We start from the raw sequence: 24,476 nt of genomic DNA, 5'->3' as shown, positions 1-24,476 counted from the left end.
ACTGCGTCCAGGACGCGAATGCGCAGATCGTGACTGTAGGCACGGGCCATGGCGATCTCCCTGACGAACCTTCAGGGATCAACGCTCACCTCGCCGCAACGACTCAGGGATCGTGGAAAACGCTCTAGGAGAACAGCGCCCGCTTCTCGTCATCGGTGAGCGCATCGATCTCGGCGAAGGCCGTGGCGATATCGGTTTGGGCCTTCTCCGAGACCTGAACCGTGGGGGGGCTCATTCGGTCGGCCACATCGTCGACCGATGCGACTTGCGGCTGGTCTTCCGCGTCCGGCCGGATCTGCGCGTCGCCGCGCCCCTCATCGGCATCGAGGGGCTTGTCGAACGAGGCGGCGGCTTCGGGAAGCCCGGTGCTGAGACCCGAGGCATCCACGTCGGGAGCGTCTCCTTCGGAAGCATCCATTTCGGGAGCGTCCGCTTCAAAGGCATTCAAATCGGAGGCTTCCAGATCGGAGGCTTCCAGATCGGGCACCTCCACCGCATCCGGCTCCCGGTCGGGCTCCATCACGGCATCGGTCACCTCCAGGAAGACGATGTCGTCCGCCATCGGTCCATCCGGCAGAGGCAGGGGGGTCGACGCCCTCGGTTCTGCGGCGGAGGTGTCCATCGCGATATAGCGGTCGACATCGCTCTGACAGAGATCGGCCGGAACCTCCGGTGTCGCGGAGCCGCCGGGCGCCGTCGGCACCGGATCGAGCGCATCGCCCCAGATCGCCATCATGGCGGCGAGGCGTTCCTCCAGATACCGCAATGTGTGGATGACGCGGGCGATGCGCTGAGCCGTGAGATCCTGGAACGAGCAGGCGGTGTAGATCGCGGTGGCCCGCCGGTCGAGTTCGTCGCAAGCCGCCGCGTCGGAGCCGGATTCGCGCAGGTTCCAGGCGGTTTCCTGGACGTTCTCGGCGGCACTCAGGATGTCCGAGGTCGCCCGCTCGGTGGAGCGCACGATGGCGTCGAGGGCCGCCGAAGCCCCGCCCAGGCTGCTCTGGTCCTGATCGGGCGACTTGATCGCCGCGATCTCGGCTTTCGTGCGGGCGATGGCATGGGCCATGTCCATCAGGTCGCCGCGGACCCGGCCGATCTGGCTGGTGTCCCGGTCGCTGGTCACGGCAGCCTCGAGCCGGGCGATGGCGTCGAGGAGAATTCCGGTGTCGCTGGTGCGGTTGCGGCGCAGGTAGGCGTCGAGAAACCAGCGTCCACGCTCGCTCTCGGTCATCGCCGCTTCGATACGGTCGTATTCGGAGACGTCGATCGACGTCAGCGATTGGGAACTCGACATCAAGCACTCGTCCTTGCCGGTGCTGTGACCGGCACGTGGTGCCTGGGTCCAAGCCACCGCAGGTTGACAGGATCGTTTTAACGCCGGCTTTACGCAGCTTCCGCCTGACGCGACGTATCCACAGGCCCCCTCGCCCCGATCCGGTCGACTTGTCCGACACCGCCTCTGCCGACACCCGCCAGGTCCATCCGGAGCCGAACGCCGCCCGGCTCTCGGTCCTGTACGCCGTCGTCTTCGTGGAGATCGGCATCGCCATGCCGTTCATGCCGGTCTGGCTGAACGCCCTCGGGCTCGACCCCACCGTCATCGGCGCCCTGCTCGCTCTGCCGATCGCGATCCGCATCGTCTCGACCGCGCCGCTAGTGGGTCTCATCGACCGGGGCATCGCGGCCCCTCGCATCCTCCTGGTCGGAAGCCTCGTCCTGGCGGCGACCTACGTGCTGATGCCGGCGGGGGCAGCGATCGGGTGGCCGGTGCTCGCGCTCCTGATCGCGCTCAATGCCGTGGCGGCGGCGCCACTGGTGCCGAGTATCGATTACCTGACCTTGAGCGCGGTGCGGCGGAGCCGGCACCTCGAATATGCCCGCATCCGCATGGCCGGCTCGATCGGCTTCCTGCTGGCGAACTTCGCGGGCGGTACCGCCCTCGGGGCGCTGGGCGAGCGCCTGGCGGTCCCGCTCCTGCTCACCGTCCTGGCGCTGATCGCCGCCGCGGTCGTGGTGCTGGCGCGTGTCGATGCTCCACCGACGCCGCCGCCTCACCCGGACGGTGGCCGCCCGCGCCTACCCGGCGTGCTGTGGCTGTCCATCGGGGCCGCCGCGCTGATCCAATCGAGCCATGCGGCGATCTATGCGTTCGGGAGCATCCACTGGACGACCCACGGCATCTCGACGGCCTGGATCGGCACGCTCTGGGCGATCGGCGTGGCATCGGAGATCGTGCTGTTCGCGCTGATCGGCCGCCTTCCGGCGCGCTGGCGCAACCCGTTCGTCCTTCTCGCCTTTGGGGGCGGGGCCGCGCTGGTGCGCGCGCTCGGCCTCGCCTGGTTCGGCGACCGGCTCGGGCCGGTGATCGTCCTGCAGATGCTGCACGGCCTCACCTTCGGGGCGACCCAGCTCGGCGCCATGGCGGCGGTGTCCCGATTCGCACCGGACGGAGCGCGCGGCCGGGCGCAGGGCACGGTGAGTTCGGCCGGCGCCCTCGCCTCGGCCTCCGCCACGCTAATGACGGGGGTCGCCTATCAGGCCGGAGGCGGCCCGCTCACCTTCGCGCTGATGGCCCCGCTGGCCGGACTCGGCTTGTGCCTCGCGGCACGCGCCGCGCGATCCGCCCGCGCTTTCGGCCTTCACACCACCACGTTTGTGGGCCAGCACACCGGATCGCGGGATCAACCTTGACCGTCCGGTAACCGTACGCGGTGATAGATGATCGCGGCATGGGAGTGCGGCGTCATTGGGTAGAGTCGAGATCAGGACCAATCCGGAAGTGGCCGACGCCGCGTTCCTCGAGAACGGGCATATCGGCCTGTCCGGACGTTGGACCGCCGACCAGGGTGCGGCCGTGGAACGGGCAGCAGCCCGCATCGCCGCCAGCGCCCCGGGCGTCACCCTGCTCATCGACCTGAGCCGCGTGGCACGTCTCGACACGCTGGGCGCGTGGGTGCTCGAACGGACCCGGGCCGAAATCGAGGCCGCGGGCGGACACGTCGCCTATGCCGGGGCCGCACCGGAACATCGTATCCTCCTCAGCGAAGTGAAGCTCCCGGTCGCCGAGCCCGCTCCGGCGTCGCGCGGGCGCATCGCCGGGTTCCTGGACGATCTCGGCCGACGGGTCGTCGGTGCCAAGTCGGACCTCGTCACCGGTCTCGCCTTCTTCGGCGAGGTCGTGCTCGCATGCATCCGCGTCGCCGCGCGTCCCGGGACCTTCCGTGGCACCGCGCTGATCAATCAGATCGAACAGGTCGCCTTCCGGGGCGTGCCGATCATCGTGCTGATCTCGTTCCTCGTGGGCGGCATCGTCGCGCAGCAGGGCATCTTTCAGTTGCAGCGCTTCGGAGCCCAGAGCTTCGTGGTGAACCTGATCGGGCTGCTCATCCTGCGCGAACTCGGCGTGCTCCTCACCTCGATCATGGTGGCGGGCCGGTCGGGCTCGGCCTTCACGGCCGAGATCGGCTCGATGCGGATGCGCGAGGAGGTCGATGCCCTGCGGGTCATGGGGCTCGACCCGATCGAGATCCTGATCGTGCCACGCATCCTCGCCCTGGTCATCGGCCTGCCGATCCTGACCTTCCTGGCGTCGCTCGCGGCGCTGGCCGGCGGCGGCCTGACGGCCTCGCTCTATGGCGGCATGACCGTCGATGCATTCCTGGCCCGCCTGCAGGCGGCCGTGTCGCTCCATCACGTCGCCGTCGGGCTGATCAAGGCCCCGTTCATGGCTCTCATCATCGGGATCATTGCGACGATTGAGGGTTTCGCCGTGGAGGGTTCGGCCGAGTCTCTGGGGCGCCACGTCACGGCCTCAGTCGTCAAGTCTATCTTCATGGTCATCGTCCTCGATGGACTGTTTGCCGTCTTCTTCGCCGCGATCGATTTCTGAGGCCATGCAGACCGCTTCCGCCCCCCACGCGCCGGCAAACGCCAGGCCGGCCAGTCCCGGCAAGGCCCTTCCCGCCGAGGCCCTTCCCACCACGGCCAGTCCCGCCATGGGGAGCGCCGCCGCGCCCGAGCCGATCATCCGGGTCCGCGACCTCGTCGTGGGCTTCGGCAGCAAGATCGTGATGAAGGGCCTCGACCTCGACATCCGGCGCGGCGAGATCCTGGGCTTCGTCGGGCCGTCGGGCCAGGGCAAGTCGGTCCTGACACGGACGATCCTGGGGCTGGTTCCGAAGCGGGCCGGCACCATCGAGGTGTTTGGCGAGGACATGGATGGCCTGACCGTGGCCCGCAGGCGGCAGATCGAGCAGCGCTGGGGCGTGCTGTTCCAGCAAGGCGCCCTGTTCTCGGCCCTGACCGTGAAGCAGAACATCCAGATGCCGATGCGCGAGCACCTGGACCTGTCCGAGCGCCTGCTGGACGAATTCGCCCGCCTCAAGATCGAGATGGTCGGCTTGAAGCCGGATGCGGCCGACAAGCTGCCGTCCGAACTCTCCGGCGGCATGATCAAGCGGGCCGCCCTCGCGCGCTCCCTGGCCCTCGACCCCGAGATCCTGTTCCTCGACGAGCCGACCTCCGGGCTCGACCCGATCGGTGCCGGCGAGTTCGACGAACTCGTCGCGACGCTGAAGCAGACCCTCGGGCTGACGGTGTTCATGGTCACCCACGATCTCGACAGCCTCTACACCGCCTGCGATCGCATCGCGGCCCTCGGCGATGGGCAGATCATCGCGCAGGGGACCATCGAGGAGATGCTGGAGAGCGACCATCCCTGGTTGCGCTCCTACTTTCATGGCAAACGCGGACGTGCCGTCGTCACCAAGGGTCCGCATCATGCGCCCGCCTGAGACCAGCGACGCGCGGCGTGTGGCCTCGCACCGCACCAGACCCATCCCGCCAAGGTATCATTGATCCGATGGAGACTCGCGCGAACTACGCCCTCATCGGCGCCTTCACCCTCGCGGTGCTGGTGGCGGCCTTCGGCTTCGTGTTCTGGCTCCAAGGCGGTTCCCGCAGCCAGGTCCGTCAGGCCGTGCGTATCGTCTTCTCCGGCAGCGTCGGAGGCCTCGCCAAGGGTTCGACCGTGGCCTTCAACGGCATCAAGGTCGGCGAAGTCACCGATGTGCGGCTTCTGCCGCAGGACCCGCGCCGCGTCGTCGCCATCGTGGAGGTCGAGCGGACCACGCCCCTGCGCGCCGACACCCGCGCGCGCCTCGACTCGGCGATGCTGACCGGCGTCTCGACGATCTCACTTTCCGGCGGCAACGCCGATGCGCCGGCCCTTACGCCGGGCTCGGGCGATCAAATCCCGACGATCTTCGCCGACAGCTCCGACATCCAGGACATGATGGCGGCGGCCAAGCAGATCGCGCAGCGCGCCGACGACGTGCTCCAGCGCCTCGACAAGGTGGTGGCCGGCAACGAAGGCGCGATCAACCGCACCCTGGCCAATGTCGAGGCCTTCTCGAAGACGCTGGCGGATGCAGGACCCGCCGTCAGCGGTCTCGTCAAGGCGATCGACGGCCAGAAGCTCAATCGCGTCATCGACAACACCGACCGGTTCACCGGCGCGCTCGCCGCCGGCAGCGGCGACATCGAAGCGGCCCTGAAGGACGCCCGTTCCCTGGCCGCCAAGCTCAACGCGTCGGCGGATCGCGTCGACGCGGTGCTCAAGGGCGCGGAAGGCTTCCTCGGTTCGGCCTCGGGCTCCGCCGGGACCAGCACCTTCACCGAAGTGCGCGAGGCCGCGATCTCGGTTCGCGATGCGGGACGCGCGTTCCGCACGCTGTCCGAGAACCTCGATAAGCGCACCTCCAACATCGCCACCAGCTTCAATCGCCTGAGCGGGACGGGACGGCGCGAGGTCGAGGCCCTGTCGACCGATGGCCAGCGGACGCTCAACACCCTGAACCGAACGGTGAAGAGCCTCGAGCGCGACCCTTCGCAGGTGATCTTCGGCGGAAAGCCATCGTTGCCGGAATACAACGGCAACCGGTGATCGGCGTTTTCCGCAGCCGACGGTGCTGCGCCACACGCCACCAATCCTGCGCTAGGTTAGTTTACCGCCACGCCGCGCTCCAGCGCAGCGATGGGTTTTCCAGAATGCGTATGTCGATCACCAACACGGCAATGGGCTTCAGGGCGGCGCCCGCGCAGGTCCGCGGCCTGCTCGCCGTGATGCTTCTGGCGGCCGGTCTCGGTGGGTGTGGAGGCGGCGCCGTGCCGCTCACCTTCGACCTCGCCGCTCTGCCCCCGAATGGACGCGTTGGCGGGACCGCGCGCTCGTTCGTCGTGACGGAGCCGACCGGCCTCCAGCCCTTCGAGGCGGATCGCATCATCGTGCGCGAGCCGGGCGGCGCCCTGTCGTTCCTGGGCGGCGGCCAATGGGCCGATCGCCTGCCACGCCTGATCCAGGCTCGCCTGATCCAGAGCCTGGAGAATTCGGGCCGTCTGAAATCGGTGAGCCGGCCCGGCGACAAGATCACGGCCGAGTATCAGCTGATCAGCGAGATCCGGGCCTTCGACATCGCCGCCGGTTCGGGCGAGGCCGTGGTCGACATCTCCGCCAAGATCATCGCCGAGGGCACTGGCAAGGTGGTGGCCGCCCGCATCTTCACCGCACGCCTGCCGGTGTCGAAGGTCGACGCGGCCAATGCGGCTGTCGGCCTCGATGCGGCCCTGGCCCGGGTGCTCGCCGATATGGTCGCCTGGGTGAATTCGGGACGCTGAGGCGATCTCGGCGCCTCGTCTTACGCCCGATCACTCCATCACGGCGGCCTTCATGATCACCACCATGATCGCCTTGCCGGGCTCGGGTCCGATGCAGCGGACCGTGTGGGGACGGTCGCAGCGATAGCGCAGGGTCTCGCCGGCGCGCGCCCGCTGGACGGTTCCGGCGACCTCCACCTCGAACTGTCCCGCCGTCACGGTCAGGGATTCCACCGAGCCGCGCTGGTGCGGATCGGAATCGAGCACGCCGCCGAAATCGGCCGCGACGTCGTACCATTGCAGCCACTCGACGGTCTTGATCCACCCGATGATGGCGAGGCGGACCTTGCCGTCGTCGGAGACCAGGATCGGCGTATCGGCCCGCGAGGTCTTCTCGATGAAGGGTTCCTCGTCGCTGGTCGCCAGAACCCGCTCGATCGACACGTCGAGGGCCTGGCTCAGGCGCCAGATCGTCGCCAGCGTCGGGTTGGTCTCGTTGCGCTCGATCTGGCTGATGATCGATTTCGCGACGCCGGATTGCTCGGCCAATTCGGACAGCGACAGGTTGTAGGCCTTGCGCAGGCGCTGGATCGTCTTGCCGAGCTGGCCCGAGAGCACTTGCGCGCCGGTGAGGATATCACGCTGCCGCCCGCGCTCGGGCGTCGTCAACTGGTCGTCCATTGTCCCTGACTTCCGCGCACCCGTTCCGTTAACCGGACGCTTGTACGGTACTTCAAACGCAAACGGCGGGTCGGCGCAAGGGTCGCGCGAGGCTTCGGCTATCGCCATACCGCGTGGAAATGATGAACCGGGCCGTGCCCGTGTCCGATCGCGACCCCGTCCGCGGCCGCGATCGCGGCGGAGACGTAGCGCTTGGCCTCTGCGACCGCCTCCACCATCGACAGGCCGCGGGCGAGCCCCGCCGCCACGGCGGAGGACAGGGTGCAGCCGGTGCCGTGGGTATTTCGGGTCCGGATGCGCGGGGCCGCGAAGCGACGGAGCGTCCCGTCGGCGCCCATGAGGTGATCGACGCTCTCGTCACCGTCGCCGTGTCCACCCTTCACCAGGACGGCGCGGGCGCCCAGCGCCAGAAGGCGACGGCCCTGGGCGACGGCCGCGTTCTCGCTCGTCGCATCGGGCTCGGCGATCAGGGTCGCGGTCTCGGGCAGATTCGGCGTGACGAGGTCGGCCAGGGGAAGAAGGTGCCAGCGCAGGGCCTCCACCGCCGCCTCGGAGATCAGCCGGTCGCCGGAGGTGGCGACCATCACGGGGTCGAGGACGATCGGGATCGATCCCGCATGGCGGGCGAGACCGGCCGCCACCGCCTCGATGGTCGCGACCTGCGACAGCATGCCGATCTTCACCGCACCCACGGCGAGGTCCGAGAAGACGCTGTCGATCTGCGCCGCGACGAAGTCCGCCGGCACGTCGTGGATCGCCTGGACCCCGCGTGTGTTCTGCGCCGTCAGGGCGGTGATCACGCTGGCGCCGTAGACGCGCAGGGCCGCAAAGGTCTTGAGGTCGGCCTGGATGCCGGCGCCGCCGCTCGAATCCGATCCCGCGATGGTGACGGCAATGGGTGTCATGGTCTGTCCTCGGCGCCGGCGGAGCTTAGGCTGCCACGCCGCGGGCGGCGAGAGCGGAATCGACCCGGCTGCGAAGATGGCGGGCCTCGTCGGCGATGGACTCCCGCGCGAACAGGGCGGAAATGACCGCGATGCCATCGGCACCGGCCGCGATCACCGATGCCGCGTTGCCGGCGTCGATCCCCGCGATCGCGCCGAGCGGGAACGCGGCGCCGCGGGCGAGCCGAGCGCGAAACACGATGCGGGTGAGGCCGTCAAGGCCCACCGGGGCATCGGGATTGTCCTTGCTCGTCGTGGCGAAGACCCCGCCGATGCAGGCATAGTCGACGGGCAGGCGGTAGAGTTCGTCGGCCTGATTGCCGGTCTTCAGCGTCAGGCCGATCAGCGCGTCGCCCCCGAGCAGGCGGCGTGCGTCGGCCGGATGGAGGTCGCTCTGGCCGAGATGCACGCCTTCGACCCCGGCGGCGAGCGCCAGATCGATGCGGTCGTTGACGAGGAGCGGCACGCCCGATCCGGTGAGGGCCGCATGGATCGCCCGGATGCGGCCCAGCGCCGCGCGCGCGTCCCCGATCGCCTTCTCCCGGTACTGGAGCAGGGTGCAGCCACCCTGCACCGCCTCGGCCGCCATCGCCGCCAGCCGCGAACCATCCAGCCCGGACACCCCCGTATCGAGAAGGCCGTAGAGGCGCAGGTCGACCGGCCGCCCCCGGCCGATGGCTTCGTCCCGTCCGATCACGCTGAGAGTCCTCGTTTCATCGCTCGATGCCGCATTGTAGGACCGGGACCGGATCATCGGAAGCTCTGGGGTCCCACCGCGATGCGGAGCCTTTCCGTCGCAGCTGGCGTTCAATCCTGCCTGACTTGGAGATGCATCCGCGCATGAGCCGAACCCAGAAGCAGAAGATGCTGGCCGGAGAGATCTACGACCCGGACGACGCGGAGCTTCACGCCGACGCTCATGCCTGCAAGGCGTGGATGCAGCGCTACAACGCGGCGCTCGCCGAAACGCCCGCCATACGACGCGATCTCCTGCGCGAACGCCTCGCCGCCGTCGGTGAGGGCGCGGTGATCCGTCCGCCGTTCCACTGCGATTACGGGCTGCACATCAGCCTCGGCGCGCATGTGTTTCTCAATTTCGGCTGCGTCATCCTGGATTGCGCGCCCGTCAGCATCGGCGACCGCACGCAGATCGGTCCCGGTGTCCAGATCCTCACGCCCGATCACCCGCGGGAGCCGGGTCCGCGTGAAGCCGGCCTGGAGTTCGCCCGGCCGATCCGGATCGGTCGCAACGTCTGGATCGGCGGCGGCGCGATCATCCTGCCGGGGATCACGGTGGGCGACCACGCCATCGTCGGGGCCGGCAGCGTGGTGACCCGCGACGTCGCGCCGGGTGCGACCGTCGTCGGGAACCCGGCCCGCGCGCTCCCCGGCCCTCAGGGCTGAATCCTGTCCTCGAAGGCCGGTCACACACGGACCGCCCGTCCGCGGTCGATTTTCCACGTTCATCACGCGTCCCCGATATGCGATGAGCACTGCGGACCAATCGGATCGGGCGAGGATCGGACGGCGTGACCACGGCGGAGGAGACCCAGCGGCACCAGGAGGGGGCTCTTTCCAATCCGTCGGCCGTGGGACTGGTGGCCGTCATCATCGCGGCCACTGATGGCGAACCGCGCGCCCTTACCGTCCAGGTCGGCGGGCAGGCGAAGGGCCGCTCCGATGGGCTGCCGGCGGGGCCGCTCGTGCCGGAACACCCGACTTTGGAGCGTGGCCTGCGGGCCTGGGTCGAGCGGCAGACGCATCAGCGGCTCGGCTATGTCGAGCAACTCTACACCTTCGGAGACCGCGACCGGCAGGGGGACGATGCCGGGGGACTGCACTCGCTCTCGGTCGCCTATCTCGCCCTGGTGCGCGAGGTCCGCCCCGGGGGCCTGGCCGAGGCGTCCTGGCGGAACTGGTACCGCTACCTGCCGTGGGAGGATTGGCGGGAGGGCCGTCCCGAATCGCTCGGCGAAATCGAGGCCAAGCTCCTGGCCTGGATGGAAACGGCCACCGATCCGAAGTTGCGCCGCCGGCGCGAGGACCGGCTCGCCCTGACCTTCGGGCTGTGCGGCGGCACCTGGAACGAAGAGCGCGTGCTGGAGCGCTACGAACTCCTGTTCGAGGCCGGGCTGATCCCGGAAGCCCAGGGCCAGTCCGGCGAGGCGCAGGACGGGGACCGGAGAACGACGGGCCAGCCCATGGCCCTCGATCATCGCCGGGTGCTGGCCACGGCCATCGGGCGCTTGCGCGGCAAGATCAAGTATCGACCCGTGGTGTTCGAGCTGATGCCGCCCACCTTCACTCTGTTCCAGCTTCAACGGACCGTCGAGGCCCTGTCCGGCACGAACCTGCACAAGCAGAATTTCCGACGGCTCGTGGCCCAGCAGGGACTCGTCGAAGAGACGGACGCGATCACCAGCGGGGCGACCGGTCGACCCGCCCGATTGGTGCGCTTCCGGAGGGAAGTCCTGCTCGAACGCCCCGCCCCCGGGTTCCGTCTACGCGCGGTTCGTCGCCCCGCCTGACCCCCGACAGGCCGCAATGACATTTGCAGTGCAGCGTCATTTTCGCGCCGCAAAAACGTTATGCTCAAACCCTGCATATCTGGACAACGGGTCCGGCGCCGCCTACGTTAGTCGGCACAATGCTCAGATTGAGCATAAGTGAGGACGCGCAATGGCAGCGACCAGTCTCCCGATCACGCCGATTTTCCAGGGGCTTCCTGGGAGCCAGGGCGTTCCTGCGAATCAACCTCTCCCCGCCGGCTTCCCACTGCCGGACATCTACGCCCGCGTGAGCCGTCATATCCCGGCGATCGAGTGGCCGGCCCTGGCCGAGGATGTCGCCGCGATCCTCGAACTGAAGAAGACCCGCAACGCCGTCATCCTGGCCCACAACTATCAGGCGCCGGAGATCTTCCACACGGTGTCCGACATCGTCGGCGACAGCCTGGCGCTCGCCCGCGAGGCGGTGACGGTCGACGCCGACGTGATCGTGCTCGCCGGTGTGCACTTCATGGCGGAGACGGCCAAGCTTCTGAACCCCGGCAAGACCGTCCTCATTCCCGATACGCGCGCCGGCTGCTCGCTGGCCGATTCCATCACGGCAGCCGATGTGCGCGGCCTCCGCGCCCAGTACCCCGGCGTTCCGATCGTGACCTACGTCAACACCTCGGCGGCCGTGAAGGCGGAATCCGACCTGTGCTGCACCTCCGGCAACGCGGTCGAGGTGGTGCGCTCGCTGAAAGCACCGCGCGTGCTGATGATCCCGGACGAGTTCCTGGCCCAGAACGTCCAGGCGATGGTGCCCGAGATCGAGATCCTGACCTGGGCCGGCCATTGCGAGGTGCACGAGCAGTTCACGCCCGCCGACATCCGCGAGGTGCGCGAGAGCTATCCGGGCGTCACCGTCATCACCCACCCGGAATGTCCGCCCGAGGTCGTCGCCGAGGCTGATTTCTCCGGCTCCACCGCGATGATGATGAACTTCGTGCTGGAGAAGCGCCCCAAGCAGGTGGTGCTCGTGACCGAGTGCTCGATGGGCGACAACATCGCGGCGGCCAATCCCGACATCGAGTTCATCAAGCCCTGCAACCTGTGTCCGCACATGAAGCGCATGAGCCTCAAGAACATCCGCCACGCCCTGGAGACCATGACGCATGAGGTCACGGTGGAGCCCGAACTCGCCGAGCGCGCCCGGATGGCGGTGGAACGCATGCTCGCGGTGCGGACGCGATGAACGCGCACGCCCCGTTCTCCTTCACGCTGCCGGCCTCGGACCGGACCATCGTGGTCGGCGCCGGGATCGCCGGTCTCGCCACGGCGCTGCGCCTCGCGCCGCGCCCCGTCACGCTCGTCACCGCCGCTCCCCTGGGGATCGGCACCGCGACGGGCTGGGCCCAGGGGGGCATCGCCGCCGCCATGGGCGATGACGACGCGCCGGCTCTCCATGCGGCGGATACGGTCGCGGCGGGCGCCGGACTGACGGAAGCCGACGTGGCTCTGCGCGTGGCCGCCGCCGGCCCCGGCCTGATCGACTGGCTGGTCGCACTGGCGGCGCCGTTCGATCGGGATGCCGCCGGTGCCCTCGCCCTCGGACTCGAAGCGGCCCATTCCCGGCGCCGCATCGTGCGGGCGGGTGGCGATTCCACCGGTCGGATCGTGCTCGAGACCCTGGTGCGCGCGGTCGGCCGGACAGCGTCCATCTCCGTCCTGGTGGCCTCGGCCCGCGATCTGATGCGGGATTCGTCAGGGGCCGTGGCCGGTGTGATCTGCGAACGCGACGGCGCGCGTTTCGCCCTGCCGGGACGCGCCGTGGTTCTGGCGACCGGCGGCGTCGGCGCGCTCTATGCCTCGACCACCAATCCACGGGGGGCCACCGGGCGCGGCCTCGCCCTGGCGGCCCGGGCCGGGGCGATCCTGCGCGACATGGAGTTCGTGCAGTTCCACCCCACCGCCATCGCCACCGGCGCCGATCCCATGCCGTTGGCGACGGAAGCCCTGCGCGGCGAAGGCGCAAGCCTGATCGACGAGACCGGCGCGCCCGTAATGGCGGGTATCGCCGGCGGCGATCTCGCGCCCCGGGACGTCGTGGCACGCGGGATCTTCCAGGCCCTGGCCCGCGGCGCCCGGGTGTTCCTCGATTGCCGGGGCGATCTCGGTGCCCGGATGCCGGTGCGGTTCCCCACCGTGGCCGGCCTCTGTGCCGAGGCCGGCATCGACCCGCGGAAACAAGCGATCCCGGTCCGACCGGCCGCCCACTACCATATGGGCGGCGTGAAGGTGGACGGAAGCGGCGCCAGCACCGTACCGGGACTTTTCGCCTGCGGCGAGGTCGCCTCGACGGGGCTGCACGGCGCCAATCGCCTCGCCAGCAACTCCCTCCTCGAAGCGATGGCGTTCGCGCCGTGGATCGCCGAGGCGGTCTCCGGTGTGGCGGCGCCGGGTTATGCCCGCGCCGAACCGATGGAGCGGCGTGTCGACTCGGATCGCGAGGCTCTGCGCCGCATCCTGGAGCGTCAGGCCGGCGTGGTGCGCGACGCGGACGGGCTCACCGAGGCGGTCCGCCATCTCGCGCCCGCGGCCAGGGCCGGTTGCGACGCGGCCCTGACGGGCCTCGCGATCGCGGCTTCCGCCTTGTCGCGGCGGGAAAGCCGCGGCGCGCATTGGCGCAGCGATCATCCCCAGCAGGTGGCGCCGGCGCACACGGAGATGTCGTTGTCGGACCTCTGGGCGATGGCGGACGCCCTCGAACCGGGCCGGGACGTCGTCGCCGCCTGACACCCGCGCGCTCCGCCCTGCCACGACGCGGCGGTCGCGCGCCTCGTTCCCCTCTTCGGAAGCTGGATCATGCCCGACCGCACCAACGCCGACCGCACCAACCTCGTGCCCCTGCCCCACATCATGGTGGAGCCCATCGTCCGGGCGGCCCTGCTGGAAGACCTCGGCCGGGCGGGCGACATCACCACGGACGCGATCGTCCCGTCCAGCGCGCGGCTGGAAGGCGTCATCGCGGCGCGCCAGGATGGCGTCATCTCCGGCGTCGATGCGGCGACGATCGCCTTCGGGCTGATCGATCCGAGCGTATCGGTCAGCGTCGAGCGCGGCGACGGCGCGCGGGTGAAGCCGGGCGATGTGGTGATCCGCCTCGCCGGTCCGGCCCGGGCCATCCTGACGGCGGAACGGGTCGCCCTGAACCTCCTGTGCCGGATGTCGGGTGTCGCCACCGCCACCGCGTCGCTCGTCGAAGCGGCCCGCCCCCACGGCAAGGCGCGCATCGTCTGCACCCGTAAGACCACGCCGGGGCTCCGGGCGCTGGAGAAGCACGCAGTCCGCGCCGGGGGCGGCTCCAACCACCGCTACGGCCTCGACGATGCGGTGCTGATCAAGGACAATCACGTGGCGGTGGCCGGCGGGATCGTCCCGGCCATCGAGCGGGCGCGGGCCTATGCGGGCCATCTGGTCAAGATCGAGGTCGAGGTCGACACCCTGGAACAGTTGGCCCAGGCGCTCTCGGTCGGCGCCGATGCGGTGCTCCTCGACAACATGACGCCGCAGCAACTCGCCGAGGCCGTGGCGATGATCGACGGGCGGGCCATCGCCGAGGCGTCCGGCCGGATCAACCGCGACACCGTCGGGGCGGTCGCGGCGTCGGGCGTCGACCTGATCTCCTGCGGCTGGATCACCCACAGCGCACCGATCATCGATCTGGGCCTGGACGCCGCCTGAGCCACCTCGCGCAGCAGCAACGACGCCACGGTGTTGCCATGAAATCACGACGCGCGCGCAAGCGTCGTTGCGGTGCGAATAGAGCTTGGCTTTGAAGCGTGAGCGTTTACGTCTTGGGCACACTTCGCGCCGTAGCGTGCGTCAAGTTTTCCAGATCGTTTCCATAGATTTCGTTCGCCTTCGAGAGGCTCCGATGCGCCGTTTCGCCCCCGCCCTGACCGGGCTCGTCTGCGCGCTGGGCGCGTGGGCATCGCCCGCTGCCGCCTACGAGATCGACCCCCTGACCCGGCAGCCGCTCGACAACGCCCTGGTGATCCGGGTGCGTCCGCAGAACGAGCCCGTCGCCCTTCCGACCGCCAACGCTTCCCTGCCTGCCGACCCGATGAGCCCGGCTTCGGCGGTGCCGCAGATGTCGGCCATCCAGCGCGAGGAAGTCGCCTTCGCCGGCAGCTACGCGCCCGGCACCATCGTGGTCTCCACCGCCGAGCGCCGCCTGTACTACGTGCTGGGTGACGGCAAGGCCCTGCGCTACGGCGTCGGCGTCGGTCGTCCGGGCTTCACCTGGGGTGGCGTTCAGACCATCACGATGAAGCGCGAGTGGCCGGATTGGCGCCCGCCGTCGGAGATGCTGCGTCGCCGCCCCGATCTGCCGCGCTTCATGAAGGGCGGCATCGAGAACCCGCTCGGCGCCCGCGCCATGTATCTCGGCAACTCGATCTACCGCATCCACGGCTCGAACGAGCCGGAGACCATCGGCACCGCCGTGTCGTCGGGCTGCATCCGCATGACCAACGACGACGTGGCCGACCTTTACACCCGCGCCAAGGTCGGCGCGAAGGTCATCGTCCAGCGCTGATCGGCTCCGGTCGTCAGCGACCTTTCAAAGGTTTGGTGGAACGAGGGGTCGGCGGAAACGCCGGCCCCTGTTTCGTTGACGCGCCGGCCCAGCCTATTTCGAGACGGCGAAGAAGCGCGACAGGAGCCAGAGCGGCACCACCACCACCGCTCCCGCCAGGATCCAGCGTCCGAAATCGTGGAAGGTGTCGAGCCCGAGGTCGATCAGGCGGCGCATCGCGTCGTAGGCGTGCCAGAACAGCAGGCCGGGCGTGACGCCGAGCATCGCCATCACGGCACCGACCAGGACGGACAGGAACAGCAGCTTCAGGAATACCGCCGCCGGTGAGCCGCCGAGGAAGCGCCGCACAGCCGAGCGTCGGTCGTGCGCCGGGAAAGGCGCGCCGGCATAGGGCTGCCCCGGATAGGGCGGCGGGCGCCGTGGATCGTGGTCGAGGGTCATGCGGTCTGTCCTGAGACGGGGCTGTGCCGCCTGTCCAACGCGGGGAAGCCGGCGGAACCGTGACGGAAGCGACACAGGTCCGACGAAACCCATCGCATGTGTGCGCGTTAGGCGGTTTCGCACATGGGATGGATGGCACCGCTCCATGCACGGTCCCATCTTACGATCAGATTTTCGCCCTGCCGACTGACGCGTCAATGAAACGAACCGATTCATGATCGACCACGCCCTGTTCGATCCGGCGATGATCGATCCCGAGACCAAGCGTCTCAACGAGGAGATCGTGGCGGCGCATGCGGCGCAGGCCGATCCCTGGACGATCCCGATCACCGAGGTCCGCGCCCGCCGCCGCCAGGGCACCCAGGCCTCTCCGGCCATGCCCCGAAGCGCACGGGCCGAGATCCTGACCATCGACGGACCGGCGGGACCGCTGGCGCTGCGCGTCATCCGCCCCGATCCGAAGAAGTGGACGAAGCTGCGTGGCGCCTACCTGCACATCCATCGCGGCGGGTGGGTGTGGGGCTCCGCCGACGAGCAGGACCCGTGGCTCGAGCGCATCGCCGATGTGTGCGGCTTCGTCTGCCTGTCGGTGGAATATCGCCTGGCGCCGGAACACCCGTACCCGGCGGCCCTGGAGGATTGCGAGGCGGCCGCCCTGTGGCTGGCCGGCCCGGGCCGCGCCGAGTTCGGCGTCAATGCGCTGACCGTCGGCGGCGAGTCCGCCGGCGCGCAACTCGCCGTGATGGTGCTGCTGCGCCTGCGGGACCGGCACGGGCTGCCACGCGCCTTTCGGGGTGCCAACCTCAACGCGGGCTTCTTCGATCTCGGGCTGACCCCGAGCGTGCGCAACTGGGGCGACCAGCGCCTGGTGGTGAACACCGAAGACCTGACCCGCTTCGCCGACGTCTACGTCCGCGACGGCATCGATCGGCGTCGACCCGACGTGTCGCCGGTCTATGCGGACCTGAAGGGCCTGCCGCCGGCGCTGTTCACGGTGGGCACCCACGATCCGCTCCTCGACGACACGCTCTACATGTCAGCGCGCTGGGCCGCGGCCGGCAATGGCGGGCACACGGCGATCTATGCCGGCGGATGCCACGTCTTCGTCCGGTATCCGGGGGCCATGACGGAGCGCGCCCTCGAACTGATCGACCGCTTCCTGATGGCCCTGGCCTGAGCAAGCCCCCGGCTAGGTCCCTGCTTCCGCAGCGCTTCGCGACTTGGTTCGCATCGCGCGGCTGGACGCCGCGTCCGCATCAGCTCGACCTGCTCGACATCGTGCGGGGTGGGCGCTCGGCGCTCCTGGTCGCGCCGACCGGCGCGGGCAAGACCCTGGCGGGCTTCCTTCCGAGCCTGACCGCCCTGGCGGAGCGACCGCCTTCGGCCAAGCGGTCCGGATTGCACACGCTCTACATCTCGCCCCTCAAGGCGCTGGCGGTCGATATCGCGCGCAATCTCGACGCGCCGGTTGCCGAAATGGGGCTCGGCATCCAGGTCGAGACGCGAACCGGTGACACGCCTTCGCACAAGCGCACCCGGCAGATCGCGCGTCCGCCCGATATCCTGCTGACCACACCGGAACAGCTCGCCCTGCTGATCGCCCATCGCGAGGCGGCCGACCTGTTTGCCAATCTGTCCTGCGTCGTCCTCGACGAACTGCACGCCCTGGTGACCTCGAAGCGCGGGGATCTGCTGGCCCTCGCCCTGGCGCGGCTGCATCGGCTCAGTCCGGGCCTGACCGCCATCGGATTGTCCGCGACCGTGCGCGAGCCGGACGAGCTGCGTCGCTATCTGGTCCCACAGGCGCCCAACCCTCCCCCCTCTGCGGGAGAGGGTGACCCACGGACGGAGTCGCGAGAGGGAAGCACCACCCCATCCGGAGGGATCAGCGCGGCCCCTCTCCCGGTCGCTCCGCGACCACCCTGCCCCGGAAGGGAGGGCGGGTCTCGGCCGGCGATGGCCGAACTGGTGGTCGTCAAGGGCGGCGCGGCGCCCGACCTGCGCATGCTCGACACGGGCCTGACCCTGCCGCTCGCCGGCCACACGGCCTGGCAGGCGATGCCAGCGATCTACGACCTGATCGGACAGCACAGGACCGTGCTGGTCTTCGTCAACACCCGGCTCCAGGCGGAGTACACCTTCCAGGAGTTGTGGCGGATCAACGAGGAGAACTATCCGATCGCCTTGCACCACGGCTCGCTCGACGCGACGCAACGCCGGCGAGTCGAGGCCGCCATGGCGGCCGGGCAGTTGCGGGCCATCGTCTGCACCGCCACTCTGGACCTCGGCATCGACTGGGGCGATGTCGACCTCGTGGTGAATATCGGCGCCCCGAAGGGCGCCAGCCGGATCATGCAGCGCATCGGCCGCGCCAATCACCGCATGGACGAGCCCTCCAAGGCCTACCTCGTGCCGGCGAACCGGTTCGAGATGCTGGAGTGCCAGGCGGCCCTCGACGCCGTGGAAGCGGCCGCCCAGGACACGCCGGATGCCCGCCTCGGCGCCCCGGACGTCCTGGCCCAGCACGTCCTCGGCATGGCCTGCGCCGACGCCTTCGATCCGGTCATGCTCTACGAGGAGATCACCTCGGCCGCGCCCTACGCGACGTTGTCGTGGGAGGATTTCGAGGCAGTGGTCGATTACGTCGCCACCGGCGGCTACGCGTTGCGCGCCTATGAGCGCTTCGCCAAGATCCTGCGGGGGCCGGACGGCCTGTGGCGGGTGCGCGATGCCCGCATCGCCCAGCAGTACCGGATGAACGTCGGCACCATCGTCGAATCGGCCAAGGTCAAGGTCCGGCTGGCGCGCGGGGTGCGCGGCAAGCCCGGGGCGATCCTGCCGAAGGGCGGCCGGGTGCTGGGCGAGATCGAAGAGGACTTCGCCGACACCCTGACCCCGGGCGATACCTTCCTGTTCGCCGGCGAAGTCCTGCGCTTCGAGGGCCTCGCCGAGGACGAGGCGCTGGCGACCCGCGCCGGTCCCGGCACCGACCCCGCTATCCCGTCCTATGCCGGCGCCAAATTCCCGATCTCGACCTTCCTCGCCGACCGGGTCCGGGCGCTGATTGCCGATCCCTTCGAATGGGACCGTTTGCCGAAGCAGGTGGCCGATTATCTGGTGCAGCAGCGCAGCCGCTCGATCCTGCCGGGCGCGCGCGACCTGCTGGTCGAGACGTTTCCGCGGGCCGGGCGCTTCTACCTCACGGCCTTTCCGTTCGAGGGGCGGCTGGCGCATCAGACGCTGGGCATGCTGCTGACCCGGCGCCTGGAGCGGGCGCGGATGCGGCCCCTCGGCTTTGCCGCCAACGATTACGGCATCGCGATCTGGCTGAACCGGGATGTCGGCGAGCGCATCGGGCGCGAAACCGATTTTCTCGAGGGTTTGTTCGCCGAGGACATGCTGGGCGACGACCTCGAAGCCTGGCTCGACGAATCCGCCATGATGAAGCGCACCTTCCGCCAATGCGCGGTCATCGCCGGTCTGATCGAGCGTCGCTATCCCGGCCAGGCCAAGACCGGACGCCAGGTCACGATGTCGACCGATCTGGTCTACGACGTGCTGCGCAAGCACCAGCCGGACCACCTTCTGCTCAGGGCCGCGCGCCAGGATGCGGCAACCGGACTCCTCGACGTGAAGCGCCTCGGTATGATGTTGAGGCGCATCCAGGGGCGAATCATCCACAAGGCACTCGATCGCGTTTCGCCGCTCTCCGTCTCCGTGATGCTCGAAATCGGGCGTGAACGGGTCTACGGCGAGGGCGCGGACGAGATCCTGGCCGAAGCCGAGGCGCAGTTGCTGGAAGAAGCGCTGGCTTGAGCGGGTGAGGCCCCCCTTCCCGAAGACAGAGGATGCGGTTTTGGCGCTCGGCCAGAGACTTGAGAAGACCACGAAGGCCCCCGGCCTCACCCTCGCCGGCGAAACCCTGGCCCTCGACCTCTGCGGCGGTCTCTGGCTCGCCGCTCACCGGACCCTGATCGTGTCCGATCTGCACCTGGAGAAGGGCTCGGCCTTCGCGGCGCGCTCGGGCCAGTTCCTGCCGCCCTACGACACCCGCGAGACCCTGGCTTGCCTGCACGAGGCGGTGGTCCGCCTCGATCCAGCCTGCGTGGTGGCGCTCGGCGATTCCTTCCACGATGCGCGCGGCCCCGAGCGGATGGAGCCCGGCGACCGCGCCATGGTGGCCGCGCTCCAGGACGGGCGCGACTGGGTCTGGATCGCCGGCAACCACGATCATGCGGTGAGCGAGGGCGTCGGCGGACGCTACGCCGAGACGCTGATTCTCGGCGGGCTGACCCTGCGTCACGAGCCGACCCCCGACGCGCCCGAGGGCGAGATCGCCGGGCATCTCCACCCCTGCGGCAAGGTCGCGATGCGCGGCCGGGCGGTGCGCCGCCGCTGCTTCGTCACCGATGGCCGTCGCATGATCATGCCGGCCTTCGGCGCCTACGCGGGCGGTCTCAACGTCCGCAACCCGATCTTCGAGCCGCTGTTTCCCGCCGGCTTCACCGCCCATCTCCTCGGCGACGGCCGCGTCTTCGCCATCGGCAAGGCGATGCTCAGCAAGGATTGAGGCGGGGGCCGGTCGATCAGGCCGCGATCAGCAGCGACGCGCCAGCGACGCCCGACAGGACGAGGCGCAGGCGCCCGAGCCAGACCGGGACCAGGCCGCGGCGGGGCAAGTCCTGGTCGACGAAGCCCCAGGCCAGGACCAGGATACCGAGGATGCGCAGGTCCCAGGGGGCCGGTGCGGCCAAGGCCGCCCAGGCGATCAGCGAGGGCAGGATGGCGATGGCATAGTCGGCGCTGCCGGAATTCCGTGCGGCGGCCGCTCCCCAGCGGATGCCGCCGAGAAAGGACGCGATCACGGCGCCGTAGGTCGAGAGCACGAGGCGTGGGCTGAGGCCGATGGTGCTGAGACCGCCATCGGAGCCGCTGACCGAGAGCAGCGCGAACCCCAGGAAGGGAATCAGCCCGGCGATCCCCAGGATGAGGGCGGCCGGTGGGACCGACGTCAGGCGCGCCATCAGTTCTCCGCTCTTCCGAACGCCGCGACCGGCGGCATGTATTCCGGCATGGATATCTCCGGGATGGATGATTCCGGAGTGGATTTACCAGGATGGGAAAGCCGGGCCGGGTCTGGCGTGCAGCTCCGTCACCGGTCACCTTACGAGGGTCACCGATGTTTCAACGCCCGAAAAGCCCGGTTCGCTGCATTGCGAGACGGCGGCAGAAGCTCGCAGGCCCCCCGAACCCGGCACCGTGGCGTGCGCCCAGCGGCAGCCGGGCTGAAGCATGGGCTCGGAAGCGAGATGCAGCGTCAGGTCCGGCGGCCGGGCGGGATCGCCGTGGTCGGTGGCGGTGCTCCGAGAAGGCTCATGGTGTTCTCGGTCACGGCCGGCGCTGGAACGGCGTTGGCGCTCGGCTCCGGCACCTTCGCCTTGAAAGCCTCGGCCTGGGCGCGGGCGGCGGCCAGATCCTTCGGCTCCAGCTTGGCCGCCACGTCGTCACGCTTCTTCCCGGCGTCCTCGTCGCCCTGCGCCGCAGCGGCGGAGAACCAGAGGTAGGATTGGACCAGATCCTGCTGCACGCCCATGCCGCGGGCATAGAGCACCGCCAGATTGTACTGGCTGTCCCGCAGGCCGAATGCGGCGGCGCGCTTGAACCAGCCGGATGCGGTGGCGAAGTCGGGCTTGCCCGCCGCAGCGGGGTTCTCGGCGTGAATGACCGCGAGGTTGTGCATGGCGCGGGCGTTGCCGAGGTCCGCCGCTCGCCCGTACCAGAGTTTCGCCTGTGCGAGGTCGCGGGTGACGCCGATCCCCTTCTCGTAGAGGTTTCCAAGCTTGTACTGGGCCGGCGCGAAGCCGCTCGCAGCCACCTGCTCGTAGATCTTCCCGGCCAGAACCGGGTTGCGCACCATGCCGCGGCCCTCGCTGGCCCGGCTGGCGAGATCGTAGGCCGCAGCCGTATCGCCCTCGAGGGCGGCCTGGCGCAGCTTGCTCAGGGTTGCCGGAACGACGCCGAGCTCGGAGGACAGGGTTGCCATGGAGGCGACGCGCGGCAGCGGGGGGCGGGCCGCGCCCGGTCCGATCGGGCTCGCGGGCTTGGCGCCGGAACTCTCGGGGGACGCTCGACTGTCGCCGAGGGATTGCGTGGTCTGGGGATCGGGGATCGCCGCCGCCGTGCCCTGGCCGTCCTGCGGCTTCGATGCGGCCGCCACCCCATCGGCGTTGACCGCGCCCTGCGTGGTCTTCGCGGCAACGCCGGCGGGGCCACCCTGGGGTGTGGATACGGCCGCGACGGGCTCGCCCGCGAGCTGATCGGTGCCGGCGGTCTTCTTGGCGGTCAGGGCCTGGAGGGCGCCGAGCAGCAACACCACGGCGGCCAGTCCAAGCAGGAGCGGCTTGCGGCGGCGGTCGATGCCGCTGCGGAAGCGCGCGAGACGGCCGCGCGGATCGGAGGCCTGGGTGTTGTCCCGCTGCGCCTGAGCCGCCGAGATTGCGGACTGTCCCGAAGCCTCGGCCTGGGCGGCCTGGGCGGCCCGCCGGGCCGCGGCGATGAAGCTGGTCTTGATGTCGCTGTCGCCGGCGCTCTGAGCCTCGTCGGTGCCGAGCCGATCGGCGGGGCGCTCGCGGCCCGGACGTCCCGCTCCCGGCTCCAGCGGCAGGTCGGGACCGGCGGAGGCCGGGCGGCCGGCGCGCATCTCGGCCGGGCGCCGAACCGGTCTCGCCGCAGCGGCGGCGGCAAGGGTCTCGGTTGTTTCCGTGTCCGGCGCGTCCTTGCCCGAACGGGGGGCCGCGATCTCCGCATCCGTCGGGCCGACGCGGCCGACGAGACGCTCCAGAGCCGCGTAGACGCCGGTAAGCGTCGACTGCATCCGCTGCTCGGACGCGACCTGATGGGCGCGCAGGTCGGCGAGGCTGGCCCGCAGTAGGGCGACTTCGCCGGTTTCGGCCGCCGACCCCATGGTTTCGGCGACGGCATTGCGCGCTGCGCGCTCCACCGCGGCCTCGATCGGCGCCTCGGCCCGCAGGGCCGAGACCTGATCGAGCAGGTCGGTCATGGTCCGCTGAAGACCGGCGAGCGCCGGGTCTGCGTCGCGGGTGTCGATGCGTCCGGCCAGGGCCAGGACCTGCTGCTCCAGGGCGTCGAGGCCCTCGTCACGCGGACCCTCGCTCGTGCCGATGCGATCGAGCTTGACGGTCAGCTCGTGCAGCATGCCGTGGATGGAGGCGAGATTCTCGTCCGGCATCGCGGGTCGGCGCAGGGTCGCCCCGAGATCTTCGAGGCGCCCGATCAGGTCGCCGACCGGGTTGATGCTGACCCGCTCGACCGTCTCGGCCAGGGCATCGATGCGATGAAGGATCGCGTCGGAATCAGTGTACGACACCGTCTCGCCGCTGCCCCGGAGGGCATCGAGCTTGACGCTCATCTTCTTGATCTGCTCGCCGATGCCGGCATCCGACCGCGACCGGAGCCCGAGGCGGATCTCCTCCAGGAGCGGGCGAAGCTCGGCGAGCCCCGTGGTCTCGCCCGGCATCCCCTCGTGGAGCTGGGAGATCTGGTTGCTGATCGACTGGAGGCCGACGGCGAGGCTCTGAATCCGCTCGAGCCCGGGCAGCGAGCCGATCAGGCGGCGGATCTCGTCGAGTTCGCGGAACAGGCCGGCCAGCACATCCTGTTCGGCGAAGACGGGAGCGACACCGTCCATCTTGGCGGCCAGGCGCTCGACATCGGCGGCGACGCGGGCATGGACGTTCTCGGCGACATCCTCGGCCAGGCGCTCGACCTGGACCCGGATGGCCTCGATGGGGGCCGCGATGGCGGCGAGGTCGGACGGGGCCTGGACCTTCTGGACGTCGGCCGCGAGGGCGTGCATCGCCTTCTCGAGCGCGCCGACATCACGGCCGCTGGCGAGGCTTCCGATCGATTCGCGCAGCCGCAGGGTCTCTGTCTGCAACTCGGCGATGGCGACGGACTCGACTGCGGCGTCGGAGCGCGGCTCGGGGGCGACGACCGGCGCGGATGCGACGACGCCACCGGCGAGTTCGCGCTGGCGCTGGCGGATTTCGCTGACCGCTTCGCGGACCTCGGTGACGGCCGGCCTGCCGCGACGGCCGAGGGGACGCGGCGTGGCGATCTGCTCGCCGAGTTCGTTCATCCGGCGCTCAATGGCGGCGAGGCGTTCGGCCATCGCGTCGCCCGGGGGACTACCGGTCCCGGCCGAAGCGATGCGGGACTCCTCGAGGCCTGCGACGGGCTGGGCCTCGATATTTGGGGACGGCTTGGTCTCCGAGGCGATGCGCTGGTCGATGCCGTCGAGACGCCGCATCATCTCCGCGAGGGCCGCGTTCATGCCGGGGGGCGACGCCGGTGATTCCACCGCCGGCGGAATCGGGTGCGGGCTGTCGACCGGTTCGGCCTGACGGGGCTTTTCGGGCGCCGGCACGTGGACAGAGGAAGGGATGGCTGACGGCGACGCGACGAGGGCGCTGGGTTCGACGATGGAGGCGATCCAAGTCTCGACCGGAACGCCCGCGCGGCGTGCGACGTCGCGCGCCGCCTCGAGAACGTCGGGATCGAAGCCTTCGAGGTTGAGCGTGGCGTTGCGTGTCATCGTCAAACCTGACTGGCGAAGTCCATGGCTCGATCCGCGAATGCTCCCGCCGCTGG

At 69.7% G+C, this 24,476-nt stretch carries 21 protein-coding genes; 14 read left to right on the top strand and 7 right to left on the bottom strand.

Features of this window, described 5'->3' with window-relative positions:
- Positions 1 to 124: 124 nt before the first annotated feature.
- The gene (locus tag J7U37_RS14085) at positions 125 to 1,294 is read right to left on the bottom strand and encodes a hypothetical protein (RefSeq protein WP_247636109.1); all 1,170 of its coding nucleotides are present in this window, start codon (positions 1,292 to 1,294) and stop codon (positions 125 to 127) included.
- 149 nt (positions 1,295 to 1,443) lie between these two features.
- On the opposite strand from J7U37_RS14085, the gene J7U37_RS14080 reads away from it, so the two are divergent.
- From J7U37_RS14080 to J7U37_RS14060, 5 genes are all read left to right on the top strand, one after another.
- A complete protein-coding gene (locus J7U37_RS14080; RefSeq protein ID WP_247636108.1) occupies positions 1,444 to 2,691 on the top strand; it encodes an MFS transporter in 1,248 nt (415 codons plus the stop codon).
- Positions 2,692 to 2,779: 88 nt separating this feature from the next.
- Positions 2,780 to 3,889, top strand: a complete 1,110-nt coding sequence (locus J7U37_RS14075; RefSeq protein ID WP_247636107.1) for an MlaE family lipid ABC transporter permease subunit — start codon at positions 2,780 to 2,782, stop codon at positions 3,887 to 3,889.
- Positions 3,890 to 3,995: 106 nt separating this feature from the next.
- A complete protein-coding gene (locus tag J7U37_RS14070) occupies positions 3,996 to 4,793 on the top strand; it encodes an ABC transporter ATP-binding protein (protein WP_247636117.1) in 798 nt (265 codons plus the stop codon).
- Between the two features lie 68 nt (positions 4,794 to 4,861).
- On the top strand, positions 4,862 to 5,944 hold the full coding sequence (locus J7U37_RS14065; protein ID WP_056188485.1) for an MlaD family protein: 1,083 nt from the start codon (positions 4,862 to 4,864) through the stop codon (positions 5,942 to 5,944).
- A 179-nt stretch (positions 5,945 to 6,123) separates the two neighbouring features.
- Positions 6,124 to 6,675 carry an ABC-type transport auxiliary lipoprotein family protein gene (locus tag J7U37_RS14060; RefSeq protein WP_244477042.1) on the top strand — a complete coding sequence of 184 codons (552 nt, stop codon included), beginning with the start codon at positions 6,124 to 6,126 and terminating at the stop codon, positions 6,673 to 6,675.
- A gap of 30 nt (positions 6,676 to 6,705) precedes the next feature.
- On the opposite strand, the gene J7U37_RS14055 is transcribed toward J7U37_RS14060, so the two are convergent.
- The 3 genes from J7U37_RS14055 to thiE form a co-directional block, all read right to left on the bottom strand.
- Positions 6,706 to 7,335: an XRE family transcriptional regulator gene (locus J7U37_RS14055; RefSeq protein ID WP_056188490.1), complete on the bottom strand. Its 630-nt coding sequence runs from the start codon at positions 7,333 to 7,335 to the stop codon at positions 6,706 to 6,708.
- A gap of 98 nt (positions 7,336 to 7,433) precedes the next feature.
- Positions 7,434 to 8,240, bottom strand: a complete 807-nt coding sequence (gene thiD / locus J7U37_RS14050; RefSeq protein WP_247636106.1) for a bifunctional hydroxymethylpyrimidine kinase/phosphomethylpyrimidine kinase — start codon at positions 8,238 to 8,240, stop codon at positions 7,434 to 7,436.
- 25 nt (positions 8,241 to 8,265) lie between these two features.
- Positions 8,266 to 8,976 carry a thiamine phosphate synthase gene (thiE, locus tag J7U37_RS14045; protein WP_247636105.1) on the bottom strand — a complete coding sequence of 237 codons (711 nt, stop codon included), beginning with the start codon at positions 8,974 to 8,976 and terminating at the stop codon, positions 8,266 to 8,268.
- A 143-nt stretch (positions 8,977 to 9,119) separates the two neighbouring features.
- Between thiE and J7U37_RS14040 the strand changes: the two genes are divergently transcribed.
- The 6 genes from J7U37_RS14040 to J7U37_RS14015 all read left to right on the top strand — a co-directional run bounded on the left by J7U37_RS14040 (position 9,120) and on the right by J7U37_RS14015 (position 15,365).
- Positions 9,120 to 9,683, top strand: a complete 564-nt coding sequence (locus tag J7U37_RS14040; protein ID WP_056188496.1) for a sugar O-acetyltransferase — start codon at positions 9,120 to 9,122, stop codon at positions 9,681 to 9,683.
- A gap of 125 nt (positions 9,684 to 9,808) precedes the next feature.
- Entirely contained in the window at positions 9,809 to 10,807 is a 999-nt protein-coding gene (locus tag J7U37_RS14035; protein ID WP_056188500.1) for a hypothetical protein, read from the top strand.
- Between the two features lie 247 nt (positions 10,808 to 11,054).
- Positions 11,055 to 12,020 carry a quinolinate synthase NadA gene (gene nadA / locus J7U37_RS14030; RefSeq protein ID WP_247636116.1) on the top strand — a complete coding sequence of 322 codons (966 nt, stop codon included), beginning with the start codon at positions 11,055 to 11,057 and terminating at the stop codon, positions 12,018 to 12,020.
- A complete protein-coding gene (locus J7U37_RS14025; protein WP_247636104.1) occupies positions 12,017 to 13,561 on the top strand; it encodes an L-aspartate oxidase in 1,545 nt (514 codons plus the stop codon). The genes nadA and J7U37_RS14025 overlap by 4 nt, the downstream gene beginning before the upstream one ends.
- Positions 13,562 to 13,630: 69 nt before the next feature.
- On the top strand, positions 13,631 to 14,509 hold the full coding sequence (gene nadC, locus J7U37_RS14020) for a carboxylating nicotinate-nucleotide diphosphorylase (RefSeq protein WP_056486572.1): 879 nt from the start codon (positions 13,631 to 13,633) through the stop codon (positions 14,507 to 14,509).
- A gap of 193 nt (positions 14,510 to 14,702) precedes the next feature.
- A complete protein-coding gene (locus J7U37_RS14015) occupies positions 14,703 to 15,365 on the top strand; it encodes a L,D-transpeptidase (protein ID WP_056188509.1) in 663 nt (220 codons plus the stop codon).
- A 93-nt stretch (positions 15,366 to 15,458) separates the two neighbouring features.
- Here the strand turns inward: J7U37_RS14015 and J7U37_RS14010 are convergent, their stop codons facing one another.
- Complete coding sequence (locus J7U37_RS14010; protein ID WP_056188512.1) at positions 15,459 to 15,806, bottom strand: DUF6460 domain-containing protein; 348 nt, start codon at positions 15,804 to 15,806, stop codon at positions 15,459 to 15,461.
- 214 nt (positions 15,807 to 16,020) lie between these two features.
- Here J7U37_RS14010 and J7U37_RS14005 point away from each other — a divergent pair, with 214 nt between their 5' ends.
- Genes J7U37_RS14005 through pdeM form a run of 3 tightly spaced genes read left to right on the top strand, consistent with a single transcriptional unit; the run spans position 16,021 to position 20,376 of the window.
- Positions 16,021 to 16,983: an alpha/beta hydrolase gene (locus J7U37_RS14005; protein ID WP_056188515.1), complete on the top strand. Its 963-nt coding sequence runs from the start codon at positions 16,021 to 16,023 to the stop codon at positions 16,981 to 16,983.
- Entirely contained in the window at positions 16,980 to 19,622 is a 2,643-nt protein-coding gene (locus tag J7U37_RS14000; protein WP_247636115.1) for a ligase-associated DNA damage response DEXH box helicase, read from the top strand. The genes J7U37_RS14005 and J7U37_RS14000 overlap by 4 nt, the downstream gene beginning before the upstream one ends.
- A gap of 40 nt (positions 19,623 to 19,662) precedes the next feature.
- Positions 19,663 to 20,376 (top strand): ligase-associated DNA damage response endonuclease PdeM, encoded by a 714-nt coding sequence (gene pdeM / locus J7U37_RS13995; protein ID WP_247636103.1) that lies wholly within the window; start codon positions 19,663 to 19,665, stop codon positions 20,374 to 20,376.
- Positions 20,377 to 20,392: 16 nt separating this feature from the next.
- Here pdeM and J7U37_RS13990 read toward each other — a convergent pair whose 3' ends face one another.
- The gene (locus J7U37_RS13990) at positions 20,393 to 20,830 is read right to left on the bottom strand and encodes a DUF3429 domain-containing protein (protein ID WP_056188523.1); all 438 of its coding nucleotides are present in this window, start codon (positions 20,828 to 20,830) and stop codon (positions 20,393 to 20,395) included.
- A gap of 293 nt (positions 20,831 to 21,123) precedes the next feature.
- Complete coding sequence (locus J7U37_RS13985; protein WP_247636102.1) at positions 21,124 to 24,420, bottom strand: hypothetical protein; 3,297 nt, start codon at positions 24,418 to 24,420, stop codon at positions 21,124 to 21,126.
- Positions 24,421 to 24,476: the final 56 nt, after the last annotated feature.

Source organism: Methylobacterium sp. 37f (assembly GCF_023093475.1).
Lineage (GTDB): Bacteria > Pseudomonadota > Alphaproteobacteria > Rhizobiales > Beijerinckiaceae > Methylobacterium.
This window is presented reverse-complemented; position numbering and strand designations above follow the sequence as displayed.

Excerpts from the sequence above, each read along its gene's own strand:
- J7U37_RS13990 (WP_056188523.1), bottom strand. The coding sequence starts at position 20,830 with ATGGCGCGCCTGACGTCGGTCCCACCGGCCGCCCTCATCCTGGGGATC.
- J7U37_RS14040 (WP_056188496.1), top strand. The coding sequence starts at position 9,120 with ATGAGCCGAACCCAGAAGCAGAAGATGCTGGCCGGAGAGATCTACGAC.
- J7U37_RS14055 (WP_056188490.1), bottom strand. The coding sequence starts at position 7,335 with ATGGACGACCAGTTGACGACGCCCGAGCGCGGGCGGCAGCGTGATATC.
- J7U37_RS14085 (WP_247636109.1), bottom strand. The coding sequence starts at position 1,294 with ATGTCGAGTTCCCAATCGCTGACGTCGATCGACGTCTCCGAATACGAC.
- thiD (WP_247636106.1), bottom strand. The coding sequence starts at position 8,240 with ATGACACCCATTGCCGTCACCATCGCGGGATCGGATTCGAGCGGCGGC.
- J7U37_RS14015 (WP_056188509.1), top strand. The coding sequence starts at position 14,703 with ATGCGCCGTTTCGCCCCCGCCCTGACCGGGCTCGTCTGCGCGCTGGGC.
- J7U37_RS14070 (WP_247636117.1), top strand. The coding sequence starts at position 3,996 with ATGGGGAGCGCCGCCGCGCCCGAGCCGATCATCCGGGTCCGCGACCTC.
- J7U37_RS14005 (WP_056188515.1), top strand. The coding sequence starts at position 16,021 with ATGATCGACCACGCCCTGTTCGATCCGGCGATGATCGATCCCGAGACC.
- J7U37_RS13985 (WP_247636102.1), bottom strand. The coding sequence starts at position 24,420 with ATGACACGCAACGCCACGCTCAACCTCGAAGGCTTCGATCCCGACGTT.
- nadC (WP_056486572.1), top strand. The coding sequence starts at position 13,631 with ATGCCCGACCGCACCAACGCCGACCGCACCAACCTCGTGCCCCTGCCC.
- J7U37_RS14025 (WP_247636104.1), top strand. The coding sequence starts at position 12,017 with ATGAACGCGCACGCCCCGTTCTCCTTCACGCTGCCGGCCTCGGACCGG.
- J7U37_RS14060 (WP_244477042.1), top strand. The coding sequence starts at position 6,124 with ATGCTTCTGGCGGCCGGTCTCGGTGGGTGTGGAGGCGGCGCCGTGCCG.
- J7U37_RS14010 (WP_056188512.1), bottom strand. The coding sequence starts at position 15,806 with ATGACCCTCGACCACGATCCACGGCGCCCGCCGCCCTATCCGGGGCAG.
- J7U37_RS14065 (WP_056188485.1), top strand. The coding sequence starts at position 4,862 with ATGGAGACTCGCGCGAACTACGCCCTCATCGGCGCCTTCACCCTCGCG.